The sequence below is a fragment of the Burkholderia sp. MS455 genome (assembly GCF_016899445.1).
Lineage (GTDB): Bacteria > Pseudomonadota > Gammaproteobacteria > Burkholderiales > Burkholderiaceae > Burkholderia > Burkholderia pyrrocinia_C.
Genome location: NZ_CP041779.1, coordinates 1635117 through 1655871 on the forward strand (window position 1 = coordinate 1635117; position 20755 = coordinate 1655871).

The following is a 20755-nucleotide window of genomic DNA, read 5'->3' on the forward strand; positions in this document are numbered from 1 at the left end:
GAGATGACGATGCGCGCAGATCAGTCATACGTGGTTCGGCGGCACGGCGCAGGCTGGATGAGGAGACGTCGTCAGCGTGGCTCCATTGCGGTCATGGCGGCCATCTGGGTAATGGTTGCGATTGTCGTGTTAGGGGCGATTGACGTCGGGAATCTGTATTTCCAGAAGCGGGATCTGCAAAGGATCGCGGATATGGCGGCGTTGGCGGCAGTACAGCCGATGACGAGCGATCCGAACCGTTGCCTGAGCGATGCGAAAAATAACGTGACGACTAGCCTGAACTTCAACGACAAGGGCTATTCGTTTACGTTGATAGACGCTGCGGCTAAGGCAACTCCCACATTGGGTAACGATCAATTCGCCGTTAGCTGTGGGGGATGGGATCCGGCGGCGGCTTACGTGACACCGGCGCCGTCTGTGGCGAATGCAGCCCAGGTTACGGCATACCGACAGGTGAACTACTTTTTCCTGGGACTGTTGAACCAGTTAAGTGGTCGGCAGGCGGTCGTTTCGGCGACTGCGACCGCGCGTGCGGCGGCGATCGACACGTTTAGCGTAGGTGCGACGCTCGCCAATCTGGATACCTCCTCGTCGGCGATACTCGATCCGTTGCTCACCGGTTTGCTGGGCGCGTCGACTAACGTCAATGTAGGCTTGGCCAGTTATCAGTCATTGGCCGGGGCAAACGTCACGCTGGGTCAGTTGGCAAGTGCCGCGACGCAACTCGGCACAGCCGGCATGTCGACTCCACCCCGTATTGGGCAATTGCTCGGCCTCAATCTGTCCGTATCCGATATCCTTAATCTTGCCGCTACGGCGGTGGGCACGAATAGCACGGTCGGCATTGTGCTCACTTCGCTGGGTGCCAAAGTCGGCGCAAATGTCAATGCCAACAAGATCTCGTTGGGTAATCTCCTTCAATACTCGGGTAGCACTCCGGAGGCGGCGGCGAACGTCAGTGTCAATGTGCTTCAGTTGCTGCTCACGACGGCAGAGATAGGCGCATACAACAGCGCACTGACGCTGTCGGTGAATCAAACCAACTGCCCCGGCAGTGCGTTTTGTCCGCTCATTGCAGCGGTATCGTCGCTTGCTCGAGTCAATAGCTTGCAATTGCAGGTGCTGGCGCCGCCGTCGATTGGAATTGGCGAGGCCGGACAAGTGAATGGCATCTGGCGCACACAGGCGTCGCAGGCGGAGATCGGGGTCTACGCAGATTTGCAAGTGTTGTCGGATCCGCCGCCGCTGGGAATTCCTGGCCTATTGACGATTCAGCTTTCCGGGCCGCATTTGCCGCTCTATATCGTTCTGGGCGGCCCGGCGCGCGCTTGGTTGGCTAATACGAATTGCCAATCTAATCCGGCATCGAGCACCGCGACCTTCGGAGCGTTGCCGGGCGTGGCGATGATTTGCGCCGGGCCAAGGACCGGGGGGGCGCTGAACCTCAATTCTCCCAGTTGTGCGTCTGACTCGGGTGTGATTCCTGTTGCGCAGGTGTCAGGGGCAGGGATACTCGGCAGTTTTTCGCTTGTGCAAGTCAGTCTATCGCTGTCGAATCCCGTAGCCTCCATCGGGAGCGGCACTAATGCGCCCGTCTATAGCGGACCGCCGTTGCCTTCGACCCCGGGCGCGCTGAATGCCAGCCTGTCGCTGACCTCGACCGGCTCGATTTACCCGAATAATCAGCCATACTCGTTCTGCAATACCAAGCCGAGTAACGGCGCATGTACTTCGTCCGCATGGTCACCGGGGCCTACCTGGAGCACGTCGTCGACAGCGACCAATTCCCTCAACGTGCAACTGACCAATCTGTTGAATGGGCCGTCGGTCCAGATCAGCGTTCCGGGGCTGGATTTATCGATTCTGAGTGTACTTCTCCAGCCGCTCACGAAGCAGCTCATTCCTTTGCTGCTCGGCCTGGTCAACCCGTTGATCAACACGTTGGTAACGCCCTTGTTGACGGCGTTAGGATTGCAAATCGGCCAGTTGACAGTGATACAACATAGCTTGACCTGCAACGCCCCGCAAATCGTCCATTAAAAGCATTAGCAATGAGAACCACGCCCGCAATCGCAGAACTCGACCTCTACGTCTGGGAAGGCAAGGCGGACATCGTCGACCGCGTCGCCCGGTGCATGGCGAGCTTCGACGTCGAAGTGATCCGTGCCGACAACGCGGAGATCTCGCCCGAACGCGCCGCGTTGCGGCCGTCGCTGGCGATCATCAGCGTGTCGATGATCGAAACCGGCGCGGCGTTCCTGCGCGACTGGCAGGCCAACATCGGCATGCCGGTCGTCTGGGTCGGCGCGGCGCGCGACCACGACGCGTCGCAGTATCCGCCCGAGTATTCGCACATCCTGCCGCTCGACTTCACGTGCGCCGAACTGCGCGGCATGATCGGCAAGCTCGTCACGCAACTGCGTGCGCACGCGGCCGAAACGTTACAGCCGTCCGAACTCGTCGCGCACTCGGAATCGATGCAGGCGCTGCTGCACGAAGTCGATACGTTCGCCGACTGCGACACCAACGTGCTGCTGCACGGCGAAACCGGCGTCGGCAAGGAGCGCATCGCGCAACTGCTGCACGAAAAGCATTCGCGCTACCGGCACGGCGAATTCGTACCGGTGAACTGCGGCGCGATTCCGGACGGCCTGTTCGAATCGCTGTTCTTCGGCCATGCGAAAGGCTCGTTCACGGGCGCGGTTGTTGCGCATAAAGGCTATTTCGAGCAGGCGGCGGGCGGCACGCTGTTCCTCGACGAAGTCGGCGATCTGCCGCTGTACCAGCAGGTCAAGCTGTTGCGCGTGCTCGAGGACGGCGCGGTGCTGCGCGTCGGCGCGGCGACGTCGGTCAAGGTCGATTTCCGCCTGGTCGCGGCGAGCAACAAGAAGCTGCCGCAGCTCGTGAAGGAAGGCCTGTTCCGCGCGGATCTCTACTACCGGCTCGCGGTGATCGAGCTGAGCATTCCGTCACTGGAAGAGCGCGGCGCGGTCGACAAGATCGCGCTGTTCAAGTCGTTCGTCGCGCAGGTCGTCGGCGAGGACCGGCTCGCCGAGTTGTCGGATCTGCCGTACTGGCTGACGGATTCGGTCGCGGACAGCTATTTTCCCGGCAACGTGCGCGAATTGCGCAATCTCGCCGAGCGTGTCGGCGTGACGGTGCGGCAGACGGGCGGGTGGGATGCCGCGCGGCTGCAGCGGCTGATTGCGCATGCGCGTAACTCGGCACAGCCGGTGCCGGCGGAGAGTGCGGCCGAGGTCTTCGTCGATCGAAGCAAGTGGGACATGAACGAGCGCAATCGCGTCATCGCGGCGCTCGATGCAAACGGTTGGCGGCGTCAGGACACGGCGCAGCAGCTCGGCATCAGCCGCAAGGTGTTGTGGGAAAAAATGCGCAAATATCAGATCTTCGACGAAGAGCCCGAGACACGCGAAAGCGAGTAATTAATGAGATAAAATCGCGTTGGATTACAACGACTCGGGCGGGGAATAAAAACTTCATGAGCCATATGACGGGGTTGGGGCGGGCGTGTGTGTTGTTCGCCATGGTAGGAGGCATGCAGGGCGCTTACGCGCAGGGGCTGGCAGGCAGCGATTCGCCGGCGGTGCAGCAGGCGTCGGCGCCGGTGGCAGCGATTCCGGTGATCGATTCGCAGGTCCAGACGTCGGTGCAGCCGCAGGCGGGCGAGACGACGGGGCCGAGCACGGTCGACGACCTGCAGCGCCAGATCCAGGCGCACACGCTGACGGAAATGCGCACGAGCTACAACGGCAGCTACGGTGCGAGCCTGCTGTTCAACGTGAAGGATGGTGCGTACTTCGTCGCGCTGTTCCAGCAGAAGGCGTTCTGGCGCGTGATCAAGACTTACGACGAAACGCGCGCGGAAGCGATCTATCGCGATTTCTCGCATCAGGCAGAGCGGCTGGCCGTCAACGAACTGCGAGCGACTAAGCTGGAGTCGCAGAAGGCGCAAATGGACAAGCAGATCGAAGTCACGCAGGACCGTGCGCGGCGTCTGCAGGCCGATATCTCGATTGCACGCCAGCAGCAGGCAGCGGTCGCGGATCGCCAGAAGAGCGTACGCAGCGAGACGGTCGCGTTGCAGGCGCAGCAGGCCGAACTCCAGTCGCAACTGCGCGCGTTGCAGCAGCAGGTGCGTTCGCTGCAGCGCGAGGCCGACGCGGGCCTGCCGAGGACGGCACGCTGAGCCGAGAGTGGCGGTGCGGCGACATGCCGCGCCGGCCGCACAAGAGAAAAGGGCAAGCCCGTTGGCTTGCCCTTTTGTTTTACTGGCCGTCCGGCACGATTCGCCGGCGGCGGGTGACGATCACCGGCCCGTTGCCGCCGCGTGCATCCGACGGCGATGTGTTGCCAGATGCGTCACCGGTGTCGCGCGGCGCGCCGTAGCTTTCGCGCGGCTCACGGGGTTCGCGCGGTGCGCCGTAGCCTTCGCGTGGTTCACGCGAGCCGTAACCTTCGCGCGGCTCGCGGGAGCCATAGCCTTCACGCGGTTCGCGGGAACCGTAGCCGCCGCCGTCGCCACGCGATTCGCGCGGGCCGCCGTGCGAGCCGTACGGGCTGTGACCGCCGCCTTCACGGCCGCCGGGGCGCCCACCGGTGCGCGGACCGCGGGGGCCGCCGCCGCCCGGGCGCGAGCCGCCCGTGTCGAGCTGGATCGTGGAAATCGCGCGCTTGTAGATGCCTTGCAGACCCACGGGGGTGCGCAGCATCACCAGGTACTGGTCGAACGACTCGATACATCCCGTCAGACGAATGCCGTTGACGAGATAGATTTCAACGCGCTTACGTTCCTTGCGCGCCGAATTGATGAAGTCGTTTTGCGGATGGGATTCTGCGGGATTGGCCATTGAGGTGCGGCAGGAGCCTGCGTCAGAGAATATGTTGTGCGTGTGTGGCATGTTCGTCCACAAGGCGTTTGGCGGAATTCTACCCTGTTCGATAGGGAAGCGCGCAGTCGTGATTGTGTCGAACCGTAACCCACTATAGACGTTCCGGCGCATTTTCGCGATTCGGCCGAACGGCCAAAGCCGTTTCGTTACGTCGCGTTACGACTCTCGCAGCGCCGTATCACCTCGGTGCGTGCGCGGCGCTTACATTTGGTCGCGCGAGCCGGGCGGGCCGGCTTATCAGGGATCCGGAGCATGAACAAGAGTCAAGTGGCAGGGTTGGTCGGGGGCATGGCGTTGCTGGCTTCCGGAAGTGCAATGGCGGGGCATGTCGACCTGTCGGTCGGCATCGGCGTACCGGTCGCGCCGGTCTATGTCGAGCCGGCACCGGTTTATGTGGCGCCGCAGCCGGCTGTGGTCGCCTATCCGGGCTACGGATACGGCTATTACGGCGATGACGACGACGATCGCTACCGGAAGTGGCGCAAGCACTATTACAAGCATTGGCGCAAGCACCACGGCGACGACGATGACGATTGAGCCCGAGGTCGGCCCTGCCGGTGCGCATCAGAACGCGTAGTCGGGGTTTTTCGGGTCGAATGCGGTGTCGTCTAGCGTCGCCGGCGCGATTTTCTCGATGACGATCCGCTCGAAGATCTTGCCGTCGTTGTCGTAGGACTCGACGGTCCGGAAATAGGGCGCGTGCAGGTCGAGCCCGAGGACTTCCTTCTTCGCGTAGAACTGCGGCCGGCCGGTCGGCGTTTCGTAGGTGAGCGCGACGACGCGCACGCCGCCGATCGTTTTTGCCTCCACCCGGGTCGGCCGCTGCACGCCGGCTTCCTGGTATTTCTTCCCTTCGGTCAGGTACAGGTTCGTGATGAACTCGGTGCCGAGATCCTTCACCTGGTGATTCGACTGGGCGCGCGCGAGCGCGCCGTCGAGCGCCGTCCACAACGGAATCTTGCCGAGCAGGCCGCCGAGATGGCCGTACATCTCGTCCTTGCGCTGCGTCGTGTCGTAGATCGTCTCCTGGCCGGCATGCGCGCCTCCCGGCAGCCATTTCGCATATACCCGCAGCGGCTCGCGGGTGGTTTTCACGAGCATGCGGTCGGGCGTGTCGGACCATTTCCCGCTGATGCGCTCCTGACGCACCATCGTGAACTGGTACGACGGATAGCCGTTAGGGCCATTCCGGATATAGAGCGGCACGGCGAGCGGGTCGAGCGCCTTGAAGAGCGTCGTGAGCGTCGCGTCGTCCAGCTGCGCGAGCGTGCCGCGCTGCGCGGCCGTGCGCAGCCAGCGCGCCTGTTGCGCGACCGGGTCGCGCGTGATTTTCGCCAGGTCCGCCGGCAGCGCGACCTCCTGTGCCGCGCTCGCGGCATCGGCCGCTTCCTGCGCATGCAGGCCCGGCGGAACGAGCGACAGCATGCACGCGACTGCCGCGGCGGCTGCATGCCGCGCGCTGCGCTTCTTTCCTGCGTTCATCGACAGCCTCTCCCGGAGCGATGGATCGTTCAGTCTTGCTTCGCGGTCTTGATCCTGGCGAGCTCCTCGTCGCGCAGCGCGCGGCGCAGGATCTTGCCGACGTTCGTCTGCGGCAGCGCGTCGCGGAACTCGACGAATTTCGGCATCTTGTAGCCGGTCAGGTTCTTGCGGCAGTGCGCGAGCACGTCGTCGACGGTGAGCGACGGGTCGCGGCGCACGACGAACACCTTGATTCGTTCGCCCTGCACCTCGTCGGGAATGCCGATCGCGGCGGCCTCGCTGATGCCCGGATGCATCACGAGCACTTCCTCGATCTCGTTCGGATACACGTTGAAGCCCGACACGAGGATCATGTCCTTCTTGCGGTCGATGAGGCGGATGAAGCCGCGTTCGTCCATCACGCCGATGTCGCCGGTGCCGAGCCAGCCGTCGGCGTCGATCGCCTTGGCCGTCTCGTCGGGGCGCTGCCAGTAGCCGCGCATCACCTGCGGACCGTGTACGCACAGCTCGCCCGGCTCGCCGATCGCGGCCCAGGTACCGTCCTCACGGCGAAAGCGCACGACGGTGGACGGGGCGGGCAGGCCGATCGAACCGCTGAACGAGGCCATGTCGTTCAGGTTCACGGGGTTCATCGTGACGATCGGCGAGCATTCGGTAAGGCCGTAGCCTTCGACCACCGGCCGGCCCGTCACCTGCTGGAAGCGCTCCGCGACCGCACGCTGCATCGCCATCCCGCCCGCCATCGCGAGCTTGAGCTTCGAGAAGTCGCGCTTGCGGAATTCCTCGTTGTCGAGGAACGCGTTGTACAGCGTGTTGATGCCGGTGATTCCCGTGAACGTTTCGTTGCGGATGATCTTCATCACCATCTTCATGTCGCGCGGGTTCGCGATCAGGATGTTGCGCCCGCCGAGCCCCATGAAGATGAACGCATTCACCGTCAGCGAATAGATGTGATAGAGCGGCAGCGGTGTGAGCACGGTTTCGACGTCGCCCGAGACCTGGTCGGCGATCCATGCCTTCGCCTGCAGCAGGTTCGCGATCAGGTTGCCGTGCGTGAGCATCGCGCCTTTCGCGACGCCGGTCGTGCCGCCCGTGTATTGCAGGAACGCGAGGTCGTCGCGCGTTATCTGCACCGGCTGCGGTTTGCCGCGCGCGCCGAGCGCAAGTGCGGAGCGCAGCCGGATCGCCTGCGGCAGGTGGTAGGCCGGCACCAGCTTCTTCACGTGCTTCAGCACGAAATTGATCAGGCGTCCTTTCGCATTGAAGCCGTCGGCGAGCAGGTCGCCGAGCGCGGTGACGACGATGTTCTTCACCTGCGTTTCCGGCAGCGCCTCCTGCAGCGTGCTCGCGAAGTTCTCGAACACGACGATCGTCTGCGCGCCGCTGTCCTTCAGCTGGTGCGCGAGTTCGCGCGCGGTGTAGAGCGGATTCACGTTGACGACGATTGCGCCGGCCTTCAGCGTGCCGAACAGCGCGACCGGATACTGGAACGTATTCGGCAGCATGATCGCGACGCGGTCGCCGGGTTTCACGCCGAGGCTTTGCAGATACGACGCGAATGCGTCGACTTTCTGCGCGAGCGTGCGATAGGTCATCGATGCGCCTGCGCTCACGTAGGCGACGCGCTCGGCGAAGCGTGTCGTGCATTCGTCGAAGAACTGCACGAGCGATGCGTATTGAGTGACGTCGATTTCGTGCGGTACGCCGGGCGGGTATGACGCGTACCAGATACCGTCGGTGTTCGGCGGAACCTGGGCCGCTGCGGTTGCTGCGGAAGATGACATGACGTGTCTCCGGTCTTTGCTTTTGGCGCGGGCAGGCGCTTCGATGCCTGCCCGTGCCCCATGCTTCACGGGCGATCAACACGGGCGCCTCGACGCACCGCATGACCCCTCGTATCGATCAAATCGTGAACAGGAAGTCGCGTGTGGCCCCGCGCACTCAGTTCGCGGAATGCAGCGTCGCCGTCTCGGCTGCTGCCGCACTCGACGGCAGCCCGAACGCTTCGCTCGCTCCCGCGTCGTCGAGCACCGCCGCGAAAATCGACAGTTGAGCGCTGTCGGGCATCGGCGCCTTCAGCGCGGCGACGATCAGCGATGACAGCCGCGCGATCATCTGCACGTCGTTCATTGTGCGGCCTTGCGAGAACTCGTCGATCAGGCTTTCCGTCTCGGCACCCGCGAGCGCGCCGGACAGCGCGCCGATCGCGAAGTGCAGCCGCCAGCCGAGCTCCGTGCGCGGCAGGTGCGGCAACGCGCGCTGGAACGCGTCGAAGAAGCGGCCCGCGACGCTCGCGTAGTGCGCGGTCAGGAAGTTGCGCACGAACGGCGACGGATCGGTGTACGCGCGGCCGATCAGCCGGAGGAACCCGGGCCCGCCGCGTTCCGGGTTGCGCGACGCCTTCAGCGCGGGAATGAACATCGCGCCGAGCACGTGCTCGCAGGTGATGTGCGAGCCGAGCTGCGCATCGAAGCGGTCGAGGATGCCGAGGCGTTCCTGGTTGAGCTGATCGAGCCGGCGCGACAGCATCGCATGGATCAACGCTTCCTTGCTGCCGAAGTGGTAGTTGACCGCCGCGAGGTTGACCGCCGCGCGCGACGTGATCTGCCGCATCGACATCGCCTCGAAGCCATGCTCGATGAACAGGTCCTCGGCCGCATCGAGGATGCGCGCCTTCGTCCCGCCGGTCTGCCGAGGGCCGGATGATCGCGCCCCGGACGGCCGTCCCGCGGATGGCCGCCCCTCCTGACTTACTGCCATGTTCCGCCTCCCATGCCGGTCGCCCGGCCGCGAACAGGTGATTTGATTGTCTGATTCAAACAGTCGTTTTTATTAAGATAAAAAAACGCGGGCGGAGCGGGCAAGCGGGGAATCTGGACAAATTCCTCTAGTTCGATGTGCAATTGCGGCAAGCGTGGCGCGCGACCCCGAGGGGCGGGGCGCGCGCGATGGTGCGATGCGTCAATGTGCGGATTCAGCCGACCGTGCTACGCGTATTGACCGATTGCGTCATGTCGATGCCGCGCCGCTCGCGGCTGAACAGGATCAGCACGGCGATCGCGACGGCGACGATGCCGGCCACGAGCGCGAGCGCGAAGCTGTAGTTGTTGTCGTGCGAAACGGCGAGCGATGCCTGCATCGTCGCGTTGCCGGACGCGAGCAGGTTGCCGAGCTGGTAGACGACGCCGGGGAAGGTCGCGCGGATTTCGTCGGGCGAAATCTCGTTCAGGTGGACCGGAATCACGCCCCACGCGCCCTGTACCGAGATCTGCATCAGGAACGCGCCCGCGGCGAGGGCAATCGGGCCGCTCGAGAACGCCCACAGCGGCAGCACGGGCAGTGCGATCAGCGCGGCGATGAAGATCGTGCGGCGCCGGCCGATCCGTTCCGAGATCGCACCGAACGACAGTCCGCCGACGATTGCGCCGATGTTCAGCACGATCGTGATCCACGACACGGTATGCGGATCGAAGTGATGCTGTTCGCGCAGGAACGTCGGATAGAGATCCTGCGTGCCGTGCGAGAAGAAGTTGAACGCGGTCATCAGCACGATCGCGTAGATCGTGAGCTTCCAGTTCTGCTTCAGCGTGGTTCCGAGGCTCGGGCGCGGGCGTTTCTCCATCAGTTTCCACGCCGGCGATTCGGGCACGTGCGTGCGCACGTACAGCACGAGCAGCGCGGGCAGCACGCCGACCATGAACATGCCGCGCCAGCCGATGTACTGGTAGAAGAGGCCGAACACGACGGACGCGAGCAGATAGCCGCTCGGATAGCCGGCCTGCAGCAGTCCCGACACGAAACCGCGTGCATGGGTCGGCACGGTTTCCATCGTCAGCGCGGAGCCGACGCCCCATTCGCCGCCCATCGCGATGCCGAACAGCGCGCGCAGCACCAGCAGCGCGGTCAGGCTCGGCGCGAAACCCGACGCGAGTTCGAGCAGCGAATAACACGCGATGTTGACCATCAGCGTCGGGCGGCGGCCGAAGCGGTCGGCGAGCCGGCCGAAGATCAGTGCGCCGAGCGGGCGCATCGCGAGCGTCAGCGTGAGCGCGAACGCAACGGCGGGGATCGTCGACGCGAATTCGGCGGCGATGTCCTTCAGCACGAAAACCATCAGGAAAAAATCGAACGCGTCGAGCGTCCAGCCCAGGTAGGCGGCGATCGTGACGTTGCGTTGTTCGCGGGTCCAGCTCATGTCCGAGGTCTCCTCGTTGGCTTGCGCGCTCAGGATGTGCATGCGGATGCCGGCCCGGCTTGCGCGCGGTGCGCGGGCACTGATCGAGTGTAGGCCGCGGCGCCATGCGATGTGGGGCGCGATAACGCCGAATCGGGAATAATCCCTACGAAATGAACTGTTTCGGAAACGGAAACGAAGCCGTGCCGGACCGGCGACAGGCATCTGTATCATTCCGGAAGGCGTTTTGTATTTGTTCTGTAATGCGCTCGATGCGCATCGTCACCGAATCAGGAGTCCCGATGAACGAACGTTCCGCTGCCGCGCTGCCCGTGCTCGAAACCGCCCGGCTGTGGCTGCGCCCGCGCGTGCTGGCCGATCTCGACGCGTGCATCGCGATGGATCGCGATCCCGAGGTCACGCGGCATATCGCGGGCCCGTGGCACGATCCCGTCGAGCATCGCCGCTTCGTCACGCACCGGATCACGCGCGACTATCCGCCGGGACTCGGCTACTGGTCGATCTTCGAGAAGGCCGCACCCGATACGTTCATTGGCTGGATCCTGCTGATTCCCGACTATGCGGACGGTGCGCGCGATGTCGAGATCGGCTGGCGGCTCGTGCGCACGACCTGGGGGCGCGGCATCGCGAGCGAGGCCGCGGCCGCCGTCGTGCGGCATGCGTTCGATACCGTGCGCCTGCCGCGCGTGATCGCCGATATCGCCGAGGCCAACAGCGGTTCGCTGAACGTCGCGCGCAAGCTCGGGATGCGTCGCGTGAGCGTCGTGCACGACGGCATTCCTTACATTCGCCATCGTCTCGAGCGCAACGATCTGTGCGCGTAGCGCGGCATCGTGTGCACGCGTGTGCGGTTGTCGGAGATCGTCAATCGCCGGCGTATCGAGATCATGACGTATTAACGGCTCGCGCGATCAGGAGTATCGTTGCCGGAATTTCGCAACATGGGGTACGACCATGACACTCGGCCGCGACGTTCATCTCATTCCAGTCAGGCTCGACGCGCTGCGTCCGACGCAGATGACGGTTGGTTATCGCGAAGTCAAGGCGAAGCGCAAGCACTGGAAGGCGCTCGACAAGCGCGCGCGCAAGGCCGCGATCGAATCGCACTGGTTCCCGGCCGTCCTCGGCCCGGACGGGCTGCACTACATCACCGATCATCACCATCTCGGCCTCGCGCTGATCGAGGAGGGCGAGTCGCGCGTGAACGCGATGCTGCTGAAGGATCTGTCGTGGCTCGACGACACGATTTTCTGGCGGATGATGGAGCACAACCAGTGGGTGCATCCGTTCGGCGCGGACGGGTCGCGTCGCGACTACGTGCATTTGCCGAAGGCGCTGACGGGGCTCGTGGACGATCCGTACCGCAGCCTTGCAGGCGAACTGCGCACGGCGGGCGGCTATGCGAAGGACGCGACGCCGTTCAGCGAATTCCTGTGGGCCGATTACCTGCGCCAGCGCGTGTCGCTCGACCAGATCCGCAAGAACTTTGCAAAGGCGCTCGACCTCGCGCTGCACCGCGCGCACGACCAGGATGCGCGCTATCTGCCCGGCTGGTCGGGCGTCATCGCCGTCAAACCCTGACCGGCGCACGGCGCCGACCGCCTCATGACGATCGCCCCGATCCGCCCCGATGCCGGCCCGCAGCATGCCGACCATTTCTCCGCGCTCGACGCGGCCTCGCCGCCGCCCGCGCGGCGCATCGGCCTCGATGCACTGGCGGGCCTGTCGATCGCGGGCCTGCTGATTCCCGAGGCGGTCGCGTATGCGGGGCTGGCCAACCTGCCGCCGCAGGCCGGCCTCATCGCGCTGCTGGCGGGGCTCGTCGTCTATGCGCTCACGGGCAGCAGCCGCTTCGCGATCGTGTCGTCGACGTCGTCGTCGGCTGCCGTGCTCGCGGCGACCGTGCTCGCGGAATCGGGGATGGCGCTTGCCGAACAGCTCGCGCTGGCGGCGGCGCTGGTCGCGATGACGGGCGTACTGTTCATGCTGGCGGGCGCCGCGCGGCTCGGCGGCATGTCGGACTTCGTCGCGCGGCCCGTGCTGCGCGGTTTCACGTTCGGGCTCGCACTGACGATCGTCATCAAGCAGTTGCCGAAGATTCTCGCGATTTCCGTGCAGCACAGCGATGCGCCGCATGTCACGCTCGACCTGATCGCCGGCGCCCCGCATGCAAACCTCGCGAGTGTCGTGCTCGGCGCGACCGCGCTGGCGCTGCTGTTCGTGCTCGGGCGCCGCTCGCGCGTGCCCGCTACGCTCGTCGTGATCGTGCTGTCGATCGCTGTCGGCTATGCGATCGACTGGCAGCGATACGGGATCGCGATCGTCGGCAACATCGATTTCCGGCACATCGAATTCGGCCTGCCGCAGCTCGACCGCAACGCGTGGATGCAGACGGTCGAGCTCGCGTTCGCGCTGATGCTGATCCTGTACGCGGAGTCGTACGGATCGATCCGCAACTTCGCGCTGAAGCATGGCGACAGCGTGTCGCCGAACCGCGACCTCGTCGCGCTCGGCTGCGCGAACCTCGTGTCGGGCCTGCTGCACGGGATGCCGGTCGGCGCCGGCTATTCGGCAACGTCTGCGAACGAGGCGGCCGGCGCGCAGTCGCGCTTCGCCGGCCTGTGGGCGGCCGGCGTGGTCGCGCTGATCGTCTGGCTGCTGCTGCCGCAGCTTGCGCGCACGCCGGAGCCCGTGCTCGCGGCGATCGTGATCTTCGCGGTCAGCCACTCGCTGCATCCGTCCGTATTCAAGCCGTACTGGGACTGGCATCGCGACCGGCTCGTCGTGATCGCCGCACTGCTCGCGGTGCTCGTGCTCGGCGTGCTGCACGGGCTGCTCGCGGCCATCGGCGTAAGCCTGCTGCTGACGCTGCGCAAGCTGTCCGAGCCGAACGTCAGCGTGCTCGGCCGGCTGCGCGACAGCCATGACTTCGTCGACGTCGCGAGCCATGCGGACGCGAAGCCGGTGCCGGGCGTGCTGATCGTGCGGCCCGAGGCGCAGCTGTTCTTCGCGAACGCGGACCGGATGCTGAATCGCGTGCGTGCGCTGATGAAGGCCGCGCCGGACACGCATGCCGTGATGCTGAGCCTCGAGGAAACGCCGGATATCGACGGCACGACGATCGAATCGTTGCGCACGTTCGCGGCCGAATGCACGGCACGCGGGCTGCGGCTCGCGATCGTGAGGCTCAAGGTGCACGCGCTGCATGCGTTGCGCCGTGCGGCGGACGATACGCTGCATGAGGACGCGATGTCCGAACTGAGCGTCGATGAAAGTCTGCAACTGTTGCAGGCTGGTATGCAGCCGGACGGCAGCGCCGGAACGACCGCCGTGTAACGAGGCGGCGCGTCAGTGCGATCTATTGCGAAAGCACGGCGTCGGCAGCGCGATCGATCATATCGGCCACTTCCGCGGCCGTCGGCGCATAGGCGCCTGCGTGAGCACAGGCGACCGCCGCGCACGCGGCCGCGTAACGCAGATGCTCGGCGGGCGATGCATCGGGCCGCGCAAGCTGGCTCGCGAGCCAGCCGCCGATGCTGGCGTCGCCGCAGCCGACCGTGTCGACGACCTCGGTCGGGAACGCGGGCTGGAACAGCACGGTGTCGCGATGCAGGAGCTGCATGCCGGATGCGCCGCGCGTGACGAGCATCGTCGCATCGGGCGCCCACGCGCGCAGTTGCGCGAGTGCGGCCGTTTCGTCGAGTTCGGGAAACAGCCCGTGAAGGTCCTCGTCGGACACCTTGATCCAGTCGGCGAGCGCGACCAGCCGGCGCAGCGTGTCGCGATACGACGGCGCGGCCATCGGCGCACGGTAGTTCGGATCGAACGAGATCCGCTTGCCGGCCGCGCGCGCGGCCTGCGCCACCTCGATCAGGCGCGACGCGAGCGGCTCGCGCACGACGCCGAGCGAGCCGATGTGCACGATCTCGGCCGCGTCAAGTGCGCCGGCGGGCAGGTCCGCCGGATCGAACGCGAGATCGGCGCTGTTCTCGCCGATGAAGAAATAGTGGGGCGGCTGCTTCGACACGACCATCGCGAGCAGCGGCGCGCGGTCGACCTGCCGGATGAAACGCATGTCGAGCCCCGCGTCGGCGCTCTTGCGCATCAGTTCGTCGCCGAAGATGTCGCGGCTGACCGTGCCGGCGAAGGCCGTCGGCGCGCCGAGTCGCGCGCCGACGCGCGCAACGTTCCAGCATGAGCCGCCGGCGACGCTGTGCCAGCGCTGCGCGTCGTCGCGGATGAAATCGGTCAGCGCTTCGCCGAATACGATCAGGCGGGGGAGCGTCGTCGTCATGTTGAAACCTTGTGGCGCGGCCGTGCAGTGGTTGATGTGAGCGGGCGGGGCGGGCGGCGCCGGCCGTCGCGCGCGGCGACGCGGCCCGGCACCGCCCGGTTCAGTGGACGGGCGGCGCGATCAGCGCGGGGCGCTCCAGCCCTTGTAGGTCTTCACGTTGTCGCGCGTGATGAGCGTTGGCTCGATCAGGATCATCGGATTGGCCGGCTTCTGGCCGTTCATGATCCCGTAGCCGACGTTGACGGCCTGCTGCGCCATCGCCCACGGGTCCTGGCTCGACGACGCCTGCACGAGCGTGTTGGACTTGAGCGCGACCTCGATGTCGGGCGCACCGTCGACCGACGTGATCACGATGCCCGGACGGTTCAGCTGTTTCGCGGCGAGATCGCTGCCGATCGCCTGCGGATCGTTGATCGTAAATACCGCATCGAGCTTCGGAAAGCGCGTCAGGTAGCCCTGCATCGCGTTCATCCCGCCTTCGCGCGAGCCCTTGCCGTCCTGGTCGCTCGACAGCAGCTTGATGCCCGCGTTTTTCGCGAGCACGGTCTTGCAGCCGGTGACGCGATCGATCACAGCCGACACCTGCGGCCCGTTCTCGATGATCACGTTGCCCTTGCCGTTGAGTTTCTTCGCGATGTAGTCGCACGCGAGTTCGCCGGCCTTAACGTTGTTGGTCTGCACGGTCGCATTCGCGCCGGCTGCCGCGACGTCGACCGCGACGACCGTGATGCCGGCCGCCTGCGCCTTCTTCACTGCCGGCTCGATCGCCTTCGGGTCGGTCGCGTTGAGCAGGATCATGTCGACGTGCGCGGAGATGAAGTTGTCGATCTGCGTGAACTGCTTGTTCAGGTCGTAGTCGGCCGACACGGCCGTGACCTTCGCGTTCGGGTTGATTTGCTTCGCGCGCGCTTCGGCGCCCTTGACGATCGTGACGAAGTACGGGTTGCCGAGCGACCCGACCGTGACGCCGATCGATTTGAGCGGCTTGTCGGCTGCGTGCACGACGGCAGCGCCGAATGAGAGTGCGCAGGCGACGGCGGTCAGGGCGGCTTTGTGCTTGAACATGTCGTTGTGTCTCCGTGAGGTTGGTTGGTAGACGGGCGCAGGCGTACCTGCCTGCGCCGCAAGGTTGAATGGACGGGAACGGTGTCAGGTGCGCGCCGAATCGCGCTGGCGGTAGCGATCGAGCGCGACGGCGCCGATGATCACGAGCCCCTTGATGATGTACTGCCAGATGTCGGACACGCCGAGCAGCACGAGTCCGTTCGTCAGTACCGCGATGATCAACGCGCCGATCAGCGTGCCGACGATCGAGCCGACGCCGCCGACGAAGCTCGTGCCGCCGAGGATCACCGCGGCGATCGCGTCGAGTTCGTAGGACTGGCCGAGCTGCAGGCCGTTGGCCGCATAGAGCCGCGCGGCGGACATCACCGCGCCGAGGCCCGCGAGCAGCCCCGACGCCGCATACACGAACATCTGGATCGCCCGCACGTTGATGCCCGACAGGCGTGCGGCTTCCGGATTGCCGCCGACGGAATAGATCCGCATCCCGAGCACGGTACGGCGCAGGATGAACCATGAGATCGCGATCACCGCGCACGCGATCACGACGAGCCACGGCACACCGAGGATCGTGCCGTTGCCGATGAACGCGAACGGCAACTGCGGATTGAACACGGTCGTGTCGTTGCCGATCAGGCGCGCGACGCCGCGCACGGCCGTCATCGCACCGAGCGTGACGATGAACGGCGGCAGGCGCAGGAATGAGATCAGGCCGCCGTTGATCGCGCCGAACACGAGGCCGACGACGAGCGCGAAGGGCACGCCGAGCCAGCCCCAGCCGGGAATGGTCGACGCGATCAGCGCGGCGACGGCCGCGGCGGCGAGCACCGAGCCGACCGACAGGTCGATGCCGCCCGTCAGGATCACGAAGGTCATGCCGGCGGCGAGCACGATGTTGATCGACGCCTGCTGCGTGACGATCGACAGGTTCTGCAGCGTGAAGAAGCCGTCGGTCAGGAAGCCGAAGCCGACGCACAGGACCAGCAGCACCGGCAGCATGCCGGCGGTGCGTATCAGCGACTGCATGCGTGCTCGATGATCGGCGGTGCGCAACTGGGGAGTACGATCGCCCACCGGATGGGCCGTCGCGGAAGCGAGGTTCCGCTGCTTGGTCGGGTTGATCATTTCGGTAACCTGAATTGTAAGAGTCAAATGAAAGAGCGCGGCTCAGTGCGCGTCGGCGAGTTCGGCCTGCGAGCCGGTCGCGAGCGCGATGATGGCTTCCTGCGTGATGGGCGTGTGCGTGTGGCCGCCGAGTTCGCCCGCGATCTCGCCTTCGCGCATCACGAGCACGCGGTCCGCGACGCCGATGATCTCGGGCAGCTCGCTCGAGATCACGATCACGCCCACGCCGGCACGGGCCAGTTCGTTGATGATCCGGTAGATCTCGGATTTCGCGCCGATGTCGACGCCGCGCGTCGGTTCGTCGAGGATCAGTACGCGCGGTTTCGTCTCCAGCAGGCGCGACAGCAGCACCTTCTGCTGGTTACCGCCCGACAGCGCGCCGACGTTGACGTTCGCGTGAGGTACACGGATCGACAGCGAGGAAATCGCATCGCGCGCGCGTTCGGCGCCGCGCGCGAGGTCGAGCGCGCCGAGCCGTGCATCGCGGTTGCAGACGGAAATGTTGATGTTGTCGCGCACGCTCATGTCGAGGAACAGGCCCTGGCGCTTGCGGTCTTCGGTCAGGTAGACGAGGCCCGCGTCGATCGCGTCGCGCGGCGAGTGTCCGCCGAACGTGCGGCCGGCCAGTTTCACGTCGCCGCGCACGCGCGGTTCGGCGCCGAAGATCAGCCGCGCGAGTTCGGTGCGGCCCGCGCCGACGAGCCCGGCGATGCCGAGCACCTCGCCGGCATGCAGGTCGAGGCTGCAGCCGCGCACGCGCGCGCCGTCGGCGATGTCGCGTACCGACAGCAACAGGTGGCCGGGGTCGTACGGCGCGTGTTCCTTCTTGTAGAAGCCGGAGATGTCGCGGCCGACCATCATCGCGACGAGACGCTCGGCCGACAGCGATTCGCGTTCGAGCGTGCCGACGTATGCGCCGTCGCGCAGCACCGACACTCGGTCGGACAGTTCGTAGATCTCCGCCATCCGGTGGCTGATGTAGATGATCGCGAGACCTTCCGCGCGCAACTGGCGGATCAGGCGGAACAGATGCTCGGTTTCGCGCGACGACAGCGGCGTCGTCGGCTCGTCCATCACGAGGATGCGGGCGCGGGTGTGCACGGCGCGCGCGATCTCGACGAGCTGCTGTTCGGCGATCGACAGCGTGTCGACGAGCGTTTCGGGGCCGAACGATGCGCCGAGGCGCGCGAGCACGTCCTGGCAGCCGCGCGCCATCGCCGCGCGGTCGATCGTGCCCCAGCGCCGGTTGCCGCGCCGCAGTTCGCGGCCGACGTAGATGTTTTCCGCGACGGTCAGGTTCGGCGACAGGCACAGCTCCTGGTAGATCACCGCGACGCCCGCATCGCGCGCGGCGAGCGGCCCGTCGATGTCGATGCGTTCGCCGTCGATCAGGATCTCGCCGCCGGCGTCGGCGCGGTATGCGCCCGACAGGATCTTCATCAGCGTCGATTTACCGGCGCCGTTCTCGCCCATCAGCGAGTGGATCTCGCCCGGATAGACGGTCAGGCTGACATTGTCGAGCGCGCGCACGGCCGGGAACGTCTTGCTGATCCGGCGCATTTCGAGCAGCGGGCGGGGCGACTCAGACCGCGACATGGTTGACCTCCTGCGAGTCGGTGCGGGCGCCCTTGAGGATGCCGGCCCGCGGGGAAAAGTTGAAGAACATCGGCAGCGTGGCCGCGCCGATCGCGCCGGCGTCGGCGCCGAACGTGCCGCGCACGAGCGTCGGCGTGCCGCGCGCTTCGGGCGCGGTGGCAACCAGTGCCGAGCGCAGGCGCGTCGTGACCGCGTCGAGCAGGCCCGCATCGGTATCGGCGTCGATCACGACTACCGGAGCATCGACCACGCACAGCACCGCGCGCAACGCCGGCGCGAGCGCGTCGACGCAGTCGTCGATCCATTCGTCGACGGCCGGCAGGCCGCGGGCAATGCAGGCTTCGAGATCGGCGCGGTTCTCGACCGTCTCGCCGTGATGGCGCAGATGGCGTACGAGCGCGTGCAGCGAGGCGCGCGCGAGCAGGATGTCCCACGGGCCGCGCGGCGGCGGCGCGGATGCCAGCCGGCTCGGCGGCACGGGAATCACGGCGATGTCGCCTGCATTGCCGGTCACGCCGCGCAGGCAGTCGCCGTCGATCGCGATGCCGCCGCCGATCGCCGGTCCGATGAAGAGGTAGACGAAGTCGTCGCACTGCCGGCCATATCCGTAGAACAGCTCGGCGATCGCGGCCGCGTTGCCGTCGTTTTCGCCGAACACGGGCAGCGACAGCGCGCGACCGAGGTCGCTCGCGAAATCGACGTCTTCCCATGCGCGGAACGTGTCGGGCGCGAGGCCGAGTTCGCGCATCCACGCGCCGAGGTTGTAAGGCTGCGCGACGCCGATGCCGGTCAGGCGGGCGCGTTCGTGGTCGGGGAGCAGGGCCTGCATCGCGTCGATGTCGTGACGCACGATCTCGAGCACGTCGGCGGGAGGGGGCAGCAGCGTGTCGTGCGAGCGGCGGCCGAGCACGTCGCCCGCGAAGTTGACGAGCGCGGTTTCGATGCGCATGCGGTCGAGATGGACGCCGATGCCGAATGCGCCGCGCGGGTCGAGGCGGATCAACGATGCCGGCTGGCCGCGCTGGCCTTCGGTGCGGCCAGCGAATTCGATCAGCTTCGCATCGGCGAGCGATGCGATGATGCTGCCAACCGCCGTGCCCGTCATGCTCGCGAGACGCGCAAGGTCGGCCTTCGACGCGCTGCCTGCGCGGCGCAGCGTCTTCAGCAGCAGGCGCTCGTTGTAACGGCGCACGTTGGCCGAATTACTTCCCTGGCCGATGTGCGGGCTTCTCATGGCGTCTCCTTCCATGTTGCGCTGTGCGGTAGCGCATTAAATAAATCACGTTGATTTATTTAACCGCGTGAGCGCCGACATGTCAGCCTAGGGAAATCCCGGTGCTCGGGAAATGGGGATGGGTCGCGGAACCGGGGCGAAAACTTTGGAATTCGCGTGGCGGGCGCGTGTTCGCCGCGGACGTGACGACGTTCGTCCGGTAGGTGGCAAGGGAAGGGGGGAGCACACCGTGCGGATCAACGGCGCGGTGTGAATGATGCAGGATGGGAAATGAAAAAAGGCCGGCTAGAAGCCGACCTTTTTATAAAACAAGTGGTGCCCAGGAGAGGACTCGGTCACACGAGCGCGACCCCGGCTGCGCTTGCAAGCGCAGCCTTTCGAGTCCTCTCGCAAAGCGCGCAGGCGCTTTGCTTCCTGGGCCTGAAAAAGAAAAAGGCCGGCTAGAAGCCGACCTTTTTAAATAAGTGGTGCCCAGGAGAGGACTCGAACCTCCACGGTGTTGCCACCGCTAGGACCTGAACCTAGTGCGTCTACCAATTCCGCCACCTGGGCACGTTTCGCTTGCTGCGATGCGAAAGACCGCAATTATAGCGTGCCCGAACGGCTTGTCAACAGATTTTGCACGGTCGTTGAGGGGGCGAGAAAAGGGCGCATGCCGGATTTGTCGTGTTCGAGTATCGCCGCCGGGGCGATCCAAATGCGAACGATTGCTGCCGGAGAAGAGCGAGCGAATTTCCTGAGCGCAGGTTCAAGTCCGTCGCGGGAGAAGTTATTGTCGGTGCGTACCTGTCGTACCGCGCCGACTCGCGAATGCAGGCGGTGGGCGCCGCGCGGTTGTCCGCTCGCTTGGCGACACC

General features: G+C 65.5%; 17 protein-coding genes and 1 tRNA gene. 7 read left to right on the forward strand and 11 right to left on the reverse strand.

Annotation, left to right across the window (positions count from 1 at the left end; translation table 11 throughout):
• Nucleotides 1–9: 9 nt before the first annotated feature.
• Genes FPJ27_RS26670 through FPJ27_RS26680 form a run of 3 tightly spaced genes read left to right on the forward strand, consistent with a single transcriptional unit; the run spans nt 10 to nt 4207 of the window.
• A complete protein-coding gene (locus tag FPJ27_RS26670; protein ID WP_204426271.1) occupies nt 10–2040 on the forward strand; it encodes a pilus assembly protein TadG-related protein in 2031 nt (676 codons plus the stop codon).
• Between the two features lie 11 nt (nt 2041–2051).
• The gene (locus FPJ27_RS26675; protein ID WP_072441652.1) at nt 2052–3443 is read left to right on the forward strand and encodes a sigma-54 dependent transcriptional regulator; all 1392 of its coding nucleotides are present in this window, start codon (nt 2052–2054) and stop codon (nt 3441–3443) included.
• A gap of 56 nt (nt 3444–3499) precedes the next feature.
• Nucleotides 3500–4207, forward strand: a complete 708-nt coding sequence (locus FPJ27_RS26680; protein WP_072441650.1) for a DUF2968 domain-containing protein — start codon at nt 3500–3502, stop codon at nt 4205–4207.
• A gap of 79 nt (nt 4208–4286) precedes the next feature.
• On the opposite strand, the gene hfq is transcribed toward FPJ27_RS26680, so the two are convergent.
• Nucleotides 4287–4868 (reverse strand): RNA chaperone Hfq, encoded by a 582-nt coding sequence (hfq, locus tag FPJ27_RS26685; RefSeq protein ID WP_034184055.1) that lies wholly within the window; start codon nt 4866–4868, stop codon nt 4287–4289.
• A 294-nt stretch (nt 4869–5162) separates the two neighbouring features.
• Between hfq and FPJ27_RS26690 the strand changes: the two genes are divergently transcribed.
• Nucleotides 5163–5447, forward strand: coding sequence for a PXPV repeat protein (locus tag FPJ27_RS26690; protein ID WP_072441647.1), 285 nt, complete (start codon nt 5163–5165; stop codon nt 5445–5447).
• Between the two features lie 27 nt (nt 5448–5474).
• Here FPJ27_RS26690 and FPJ27_RS26695 read toward each other — a convergent pair whose 3' ends face one another.
• The 4 genes from FPJ27_RS26695 to FPJ27_RS26710 form a co-directional block, all read right to left on the reverse strand.
• Nucleotides 5475–6392, reverse strand: coding sequence for a DUF1571 domain-containing protein (locus FPJ27_RS26695; RefSeq protein ID WP_072441644.1), 918 nt, complete (start codon nt 6390–6392; stop codon nt 5475–5477).
• Between the two features lie 29 nt (nt 6393–6421).
• Nucleotides 6422–8176, reverse strand: a complete 1755-nt coding sequence (locus tag FPJ27_RS26700) for an AMP-binding protein (protein ID WP_204426272.1) — start codon at nt 8174–8176, stop codon at nt 6422–6424.
• 157 nt (nt 8177–8333) lie between these two features.
• A complete protein-coding gene (locus FPJ27_RS26705; RefSeq protein WP_072441638.1) occupies nt 8334–9152 on the reverse strand; it encodes a TetR/AcrR family transcriptional regulator in 819 nt (272 codons plus the stop codon).
• A 214-nt stretch (nt 9153–9366) separates the two neighbouring features.
• Nucleotides 9367–10587: an MFS transporter gene (locus FPJ27_RS26710; RefSeq protein ID WP_072441768.1), complete on the reverse strand. Its 1221-nt coding sequence runs from the start codon at nt 10585–10587 to the stop codon at nt 9367–9369.
• A gap of 281 nt (nt 10588–10868) precedes the next feature.
• Here FPJ27_RS26710 and FPJ27_RS26715 point away from each other — a divergent pair, with 281 nt between their 5' ends.
• From FPJ27_RS26715 to FPJ27_RS26725, 3 genes are all read left to right on the forward strand, one after another.
• Nucleotides 10869–11411: a GNAT family N-acetyltransferase gene (locus FPJ27_RS26715; protein WP_204426273.1), complete on the forward strand. Its 543-nt coding sequence runs from the start codon at nt 10869–10871 to the stop codon at nt 11409–11411.
• A gap of 130 nt (nt 11412–11541) precedes the next feature.
• Nucleotides 11542–12168, forward strand: coding sequence for a ParB-like protein (locus FPJ27_RS26720; RefSeq protein ID WP_072441635.1), 627 nt, complete (start codon nt 11542–11544; stop codon nt 12166–12168).
• Between the two features lie 24 nt (nt 12169–12192).
• Nucleotides 12193–13923 (forward strand): SulP family inorganic anion transporter, encoded by a 1731-nt coding sequence (locus FPJ27_RS26725; RefSeq protein WP_204426274.1) that lies wholly within the window; start codon nt 12193–12195, stop codon nt 13921–13923.
• A gap of 22 nt (nt 13924–13945) precedes the next feature.
• Here the strand turns inward: FPJ27_RS26725 and FPJ27_RS26730 are convergent, their stop codons facing one another.
• From FPJ27_RS26730 to FPJ27_RS26755, 6 genes are all read right to left on the reverse strand, one after another.
• Nucleotides 13946–14881 carry a carbohydrate kinase gene (locus tag FPJ27_RS26730; RefSeq protein WP_204426275.1) on the reverse strand — a complete coding sequence of 312 codons (936 nt, stop codon included), beginning with the start codon at nt 14879–14881 and terminating at the stop codon, nt 13946–13948.
• 120 nt (nt 14882–15001) lie between these two features.
• Entirely contained in the window at nt 15002–15946 is a 945-nt protein-coding gene (locus tag FPJ27_RS26735; RefSeq protein ID WP_204426276.1) for an ABC transporter substrate-binding protein, read from the reverse strand.
• Nucleotides 15947–16030: 84 nt separating this feature from the next.
• Entirely contained in the window at nt 16031–17068 is a 1038-nt protein-coding gene (locus tag FPJ27_RS26740) for a ribose ABC transporter permease (protein ID WP_034184063.1), read from the reverse strand.
• A gap of 42 nt (nt 17069–17110) precedes the next feature.
• Nucleotides 17111–18664, reverse strand: a complete 1554-nt coding sequence (locus FPJ27_RS26745; RefSeq protein WP_204426277.1) for a sugar ABC transporter ATP-binding protein — start codon at nt 18662–18664, stop codon at nt 17111–17113.
• A complete protein-coding gene (locus tag FPJ27_RS26750) occupies nt 18651–19898 on the reverse strand; it encodes an ROK family protein (protein ID WP_072441765.1) in 1248 nt (415 codons plus the stop codon). The genes FPJ27_RS26745 and FPJ27_RS26750 overlap by 14 nt, the downstream gene beginning before the upstream one ends.
• 465 nt (nt 19899–20363) lie before the next feature.
• Nucleotides 20364–20450: transfer RNA gene (locus tag FPJ27_RS26755), tRNA-Leu, on the reverse strand.
• Between the last annotated feature and the right edge of the window lie 305 nt (nt 20451–20755).

Bases quoted from the DNA above. Each gene is read 5' to 3' on its own strand.
- FPJ27_RS26750 (WP_072441765.1), bottom strand. From the start codon at position 19,898: ATGAGAAGCCCGCACATCGGCCAGGGAAGTAATTCGGCCAACGTGCGC.
- FPJ27_RS26675 (WP_072441652.1), top strand. From the start codon at position 2,052: ATGAGAACCACGCCCGCAATCGCAGAACTCGACCTCTACGTCTGGGAA.
- hfq (WP_034184055.1), bottom strand. From the start codon at position 4,868: ATGGCCAATCCCGCAGAATCCCATCCGCAAAACGACTTCATCAATTCG.
- FPJ27_RS26710 (WP_072441768.1), bottom strand. From the start codon at position 10,587: ATGAGCTGGACCCGCGAACAACGCAACGTCACGATCGCCGCCTACCTG.
- FPJ27_RS26680 (WP_072441650.1), top strand. From the start codon at position 3,500: ATGAGCCATATGACGGGGTTGGGGCGGGCGTGTGTGTTGTTCGCCATG.
- FPJ27_RS26725 (WP_204426274.1), top strand. From the start codon at position 12,193: ATGACGATCGCCCCGATCCGCCCCGATGCCGGCCCGCAGCATGCCGAC.
- FPJ27_RS26695 (WP_072441644.1), bottom strand. From the start codon at position 6,392: ATGAACGCAGGAAAGAAGCGCAGCGCGCGGCATGCAGCCGCCGCGGCA.
- FPJ27_RS26700 (WP_204426272.1), bottom strand. From the start codon at position 8,176: ATGTCATCTTCCGCAGCAACCGCAGCGGCCCAGGTTCCGCCGAACACC.
- FPJ27_RS26715 (WP_204426273.1), top strand. From the start codon at position 10,869: ATGAACGAACGTTCCGCTGCCGCGCTGCCCGTGCTCGAAACCGCCCGG.
- FPJ27_RS26720 (WP_072441635.1), top strand. From the start codon at position 11,542: ATGACACTCGGCCGCGACGTTCATCTCATTCCAGTCAGGCTCGACGCG.
- FPJ27_RS26690 (WP_072441647.1), top strand. From the start codon at position 5,163: ATGAACAAGAGTCAAGTGGCAGGGTTGGTCGGGGGCATGGCGTTGCTG.
- FPJ27_RS26735 (WP_204426276.1), bottom strand. From the start codon at position 15,946: ATGTTCAAGCACAAAGCCGCCCTGACCGCCGTCGCCTGCGCACTCTCA.
- FPJ27_RS26730 (WP_204426275.1), bottom strand. From the start codon at position 14,881: ATGACGACGACGCTCCCCCGCCTGATCGTATTCGGCGAAGCGCTGACC.
- FPJ27_RS26670 (WP_204426271.1), top strand. From the start codon at position 10: ATGCGCGCAGATCAGTCATACGTGGTTCGGCGGCACGGCGCAGGCTGG.
- FPJ27_RS26705 (WP_072441638.1), bottom strand. From the start codon at position 9,152: ATGGCAGTAAGTCAGGAGGGGCGGCCATCCGCGGGACGGCCGTCCGGG.
- FPJ27_RS26740 (WP_034184063.1), bottom strand. From the start codon at position 17,068: ATGATCAACCCGACCAAGCAGCGGAACCTCGCTTCCGCGACGGCCCAT.
- FPJ27_RS26745 (WP_204426277.1), bottom strand. From the start codon at position 18,664: ATGTCGCGGTCTGAGTCGCCCCGCCCGCTGCTCGAAATGCGCCGGATC.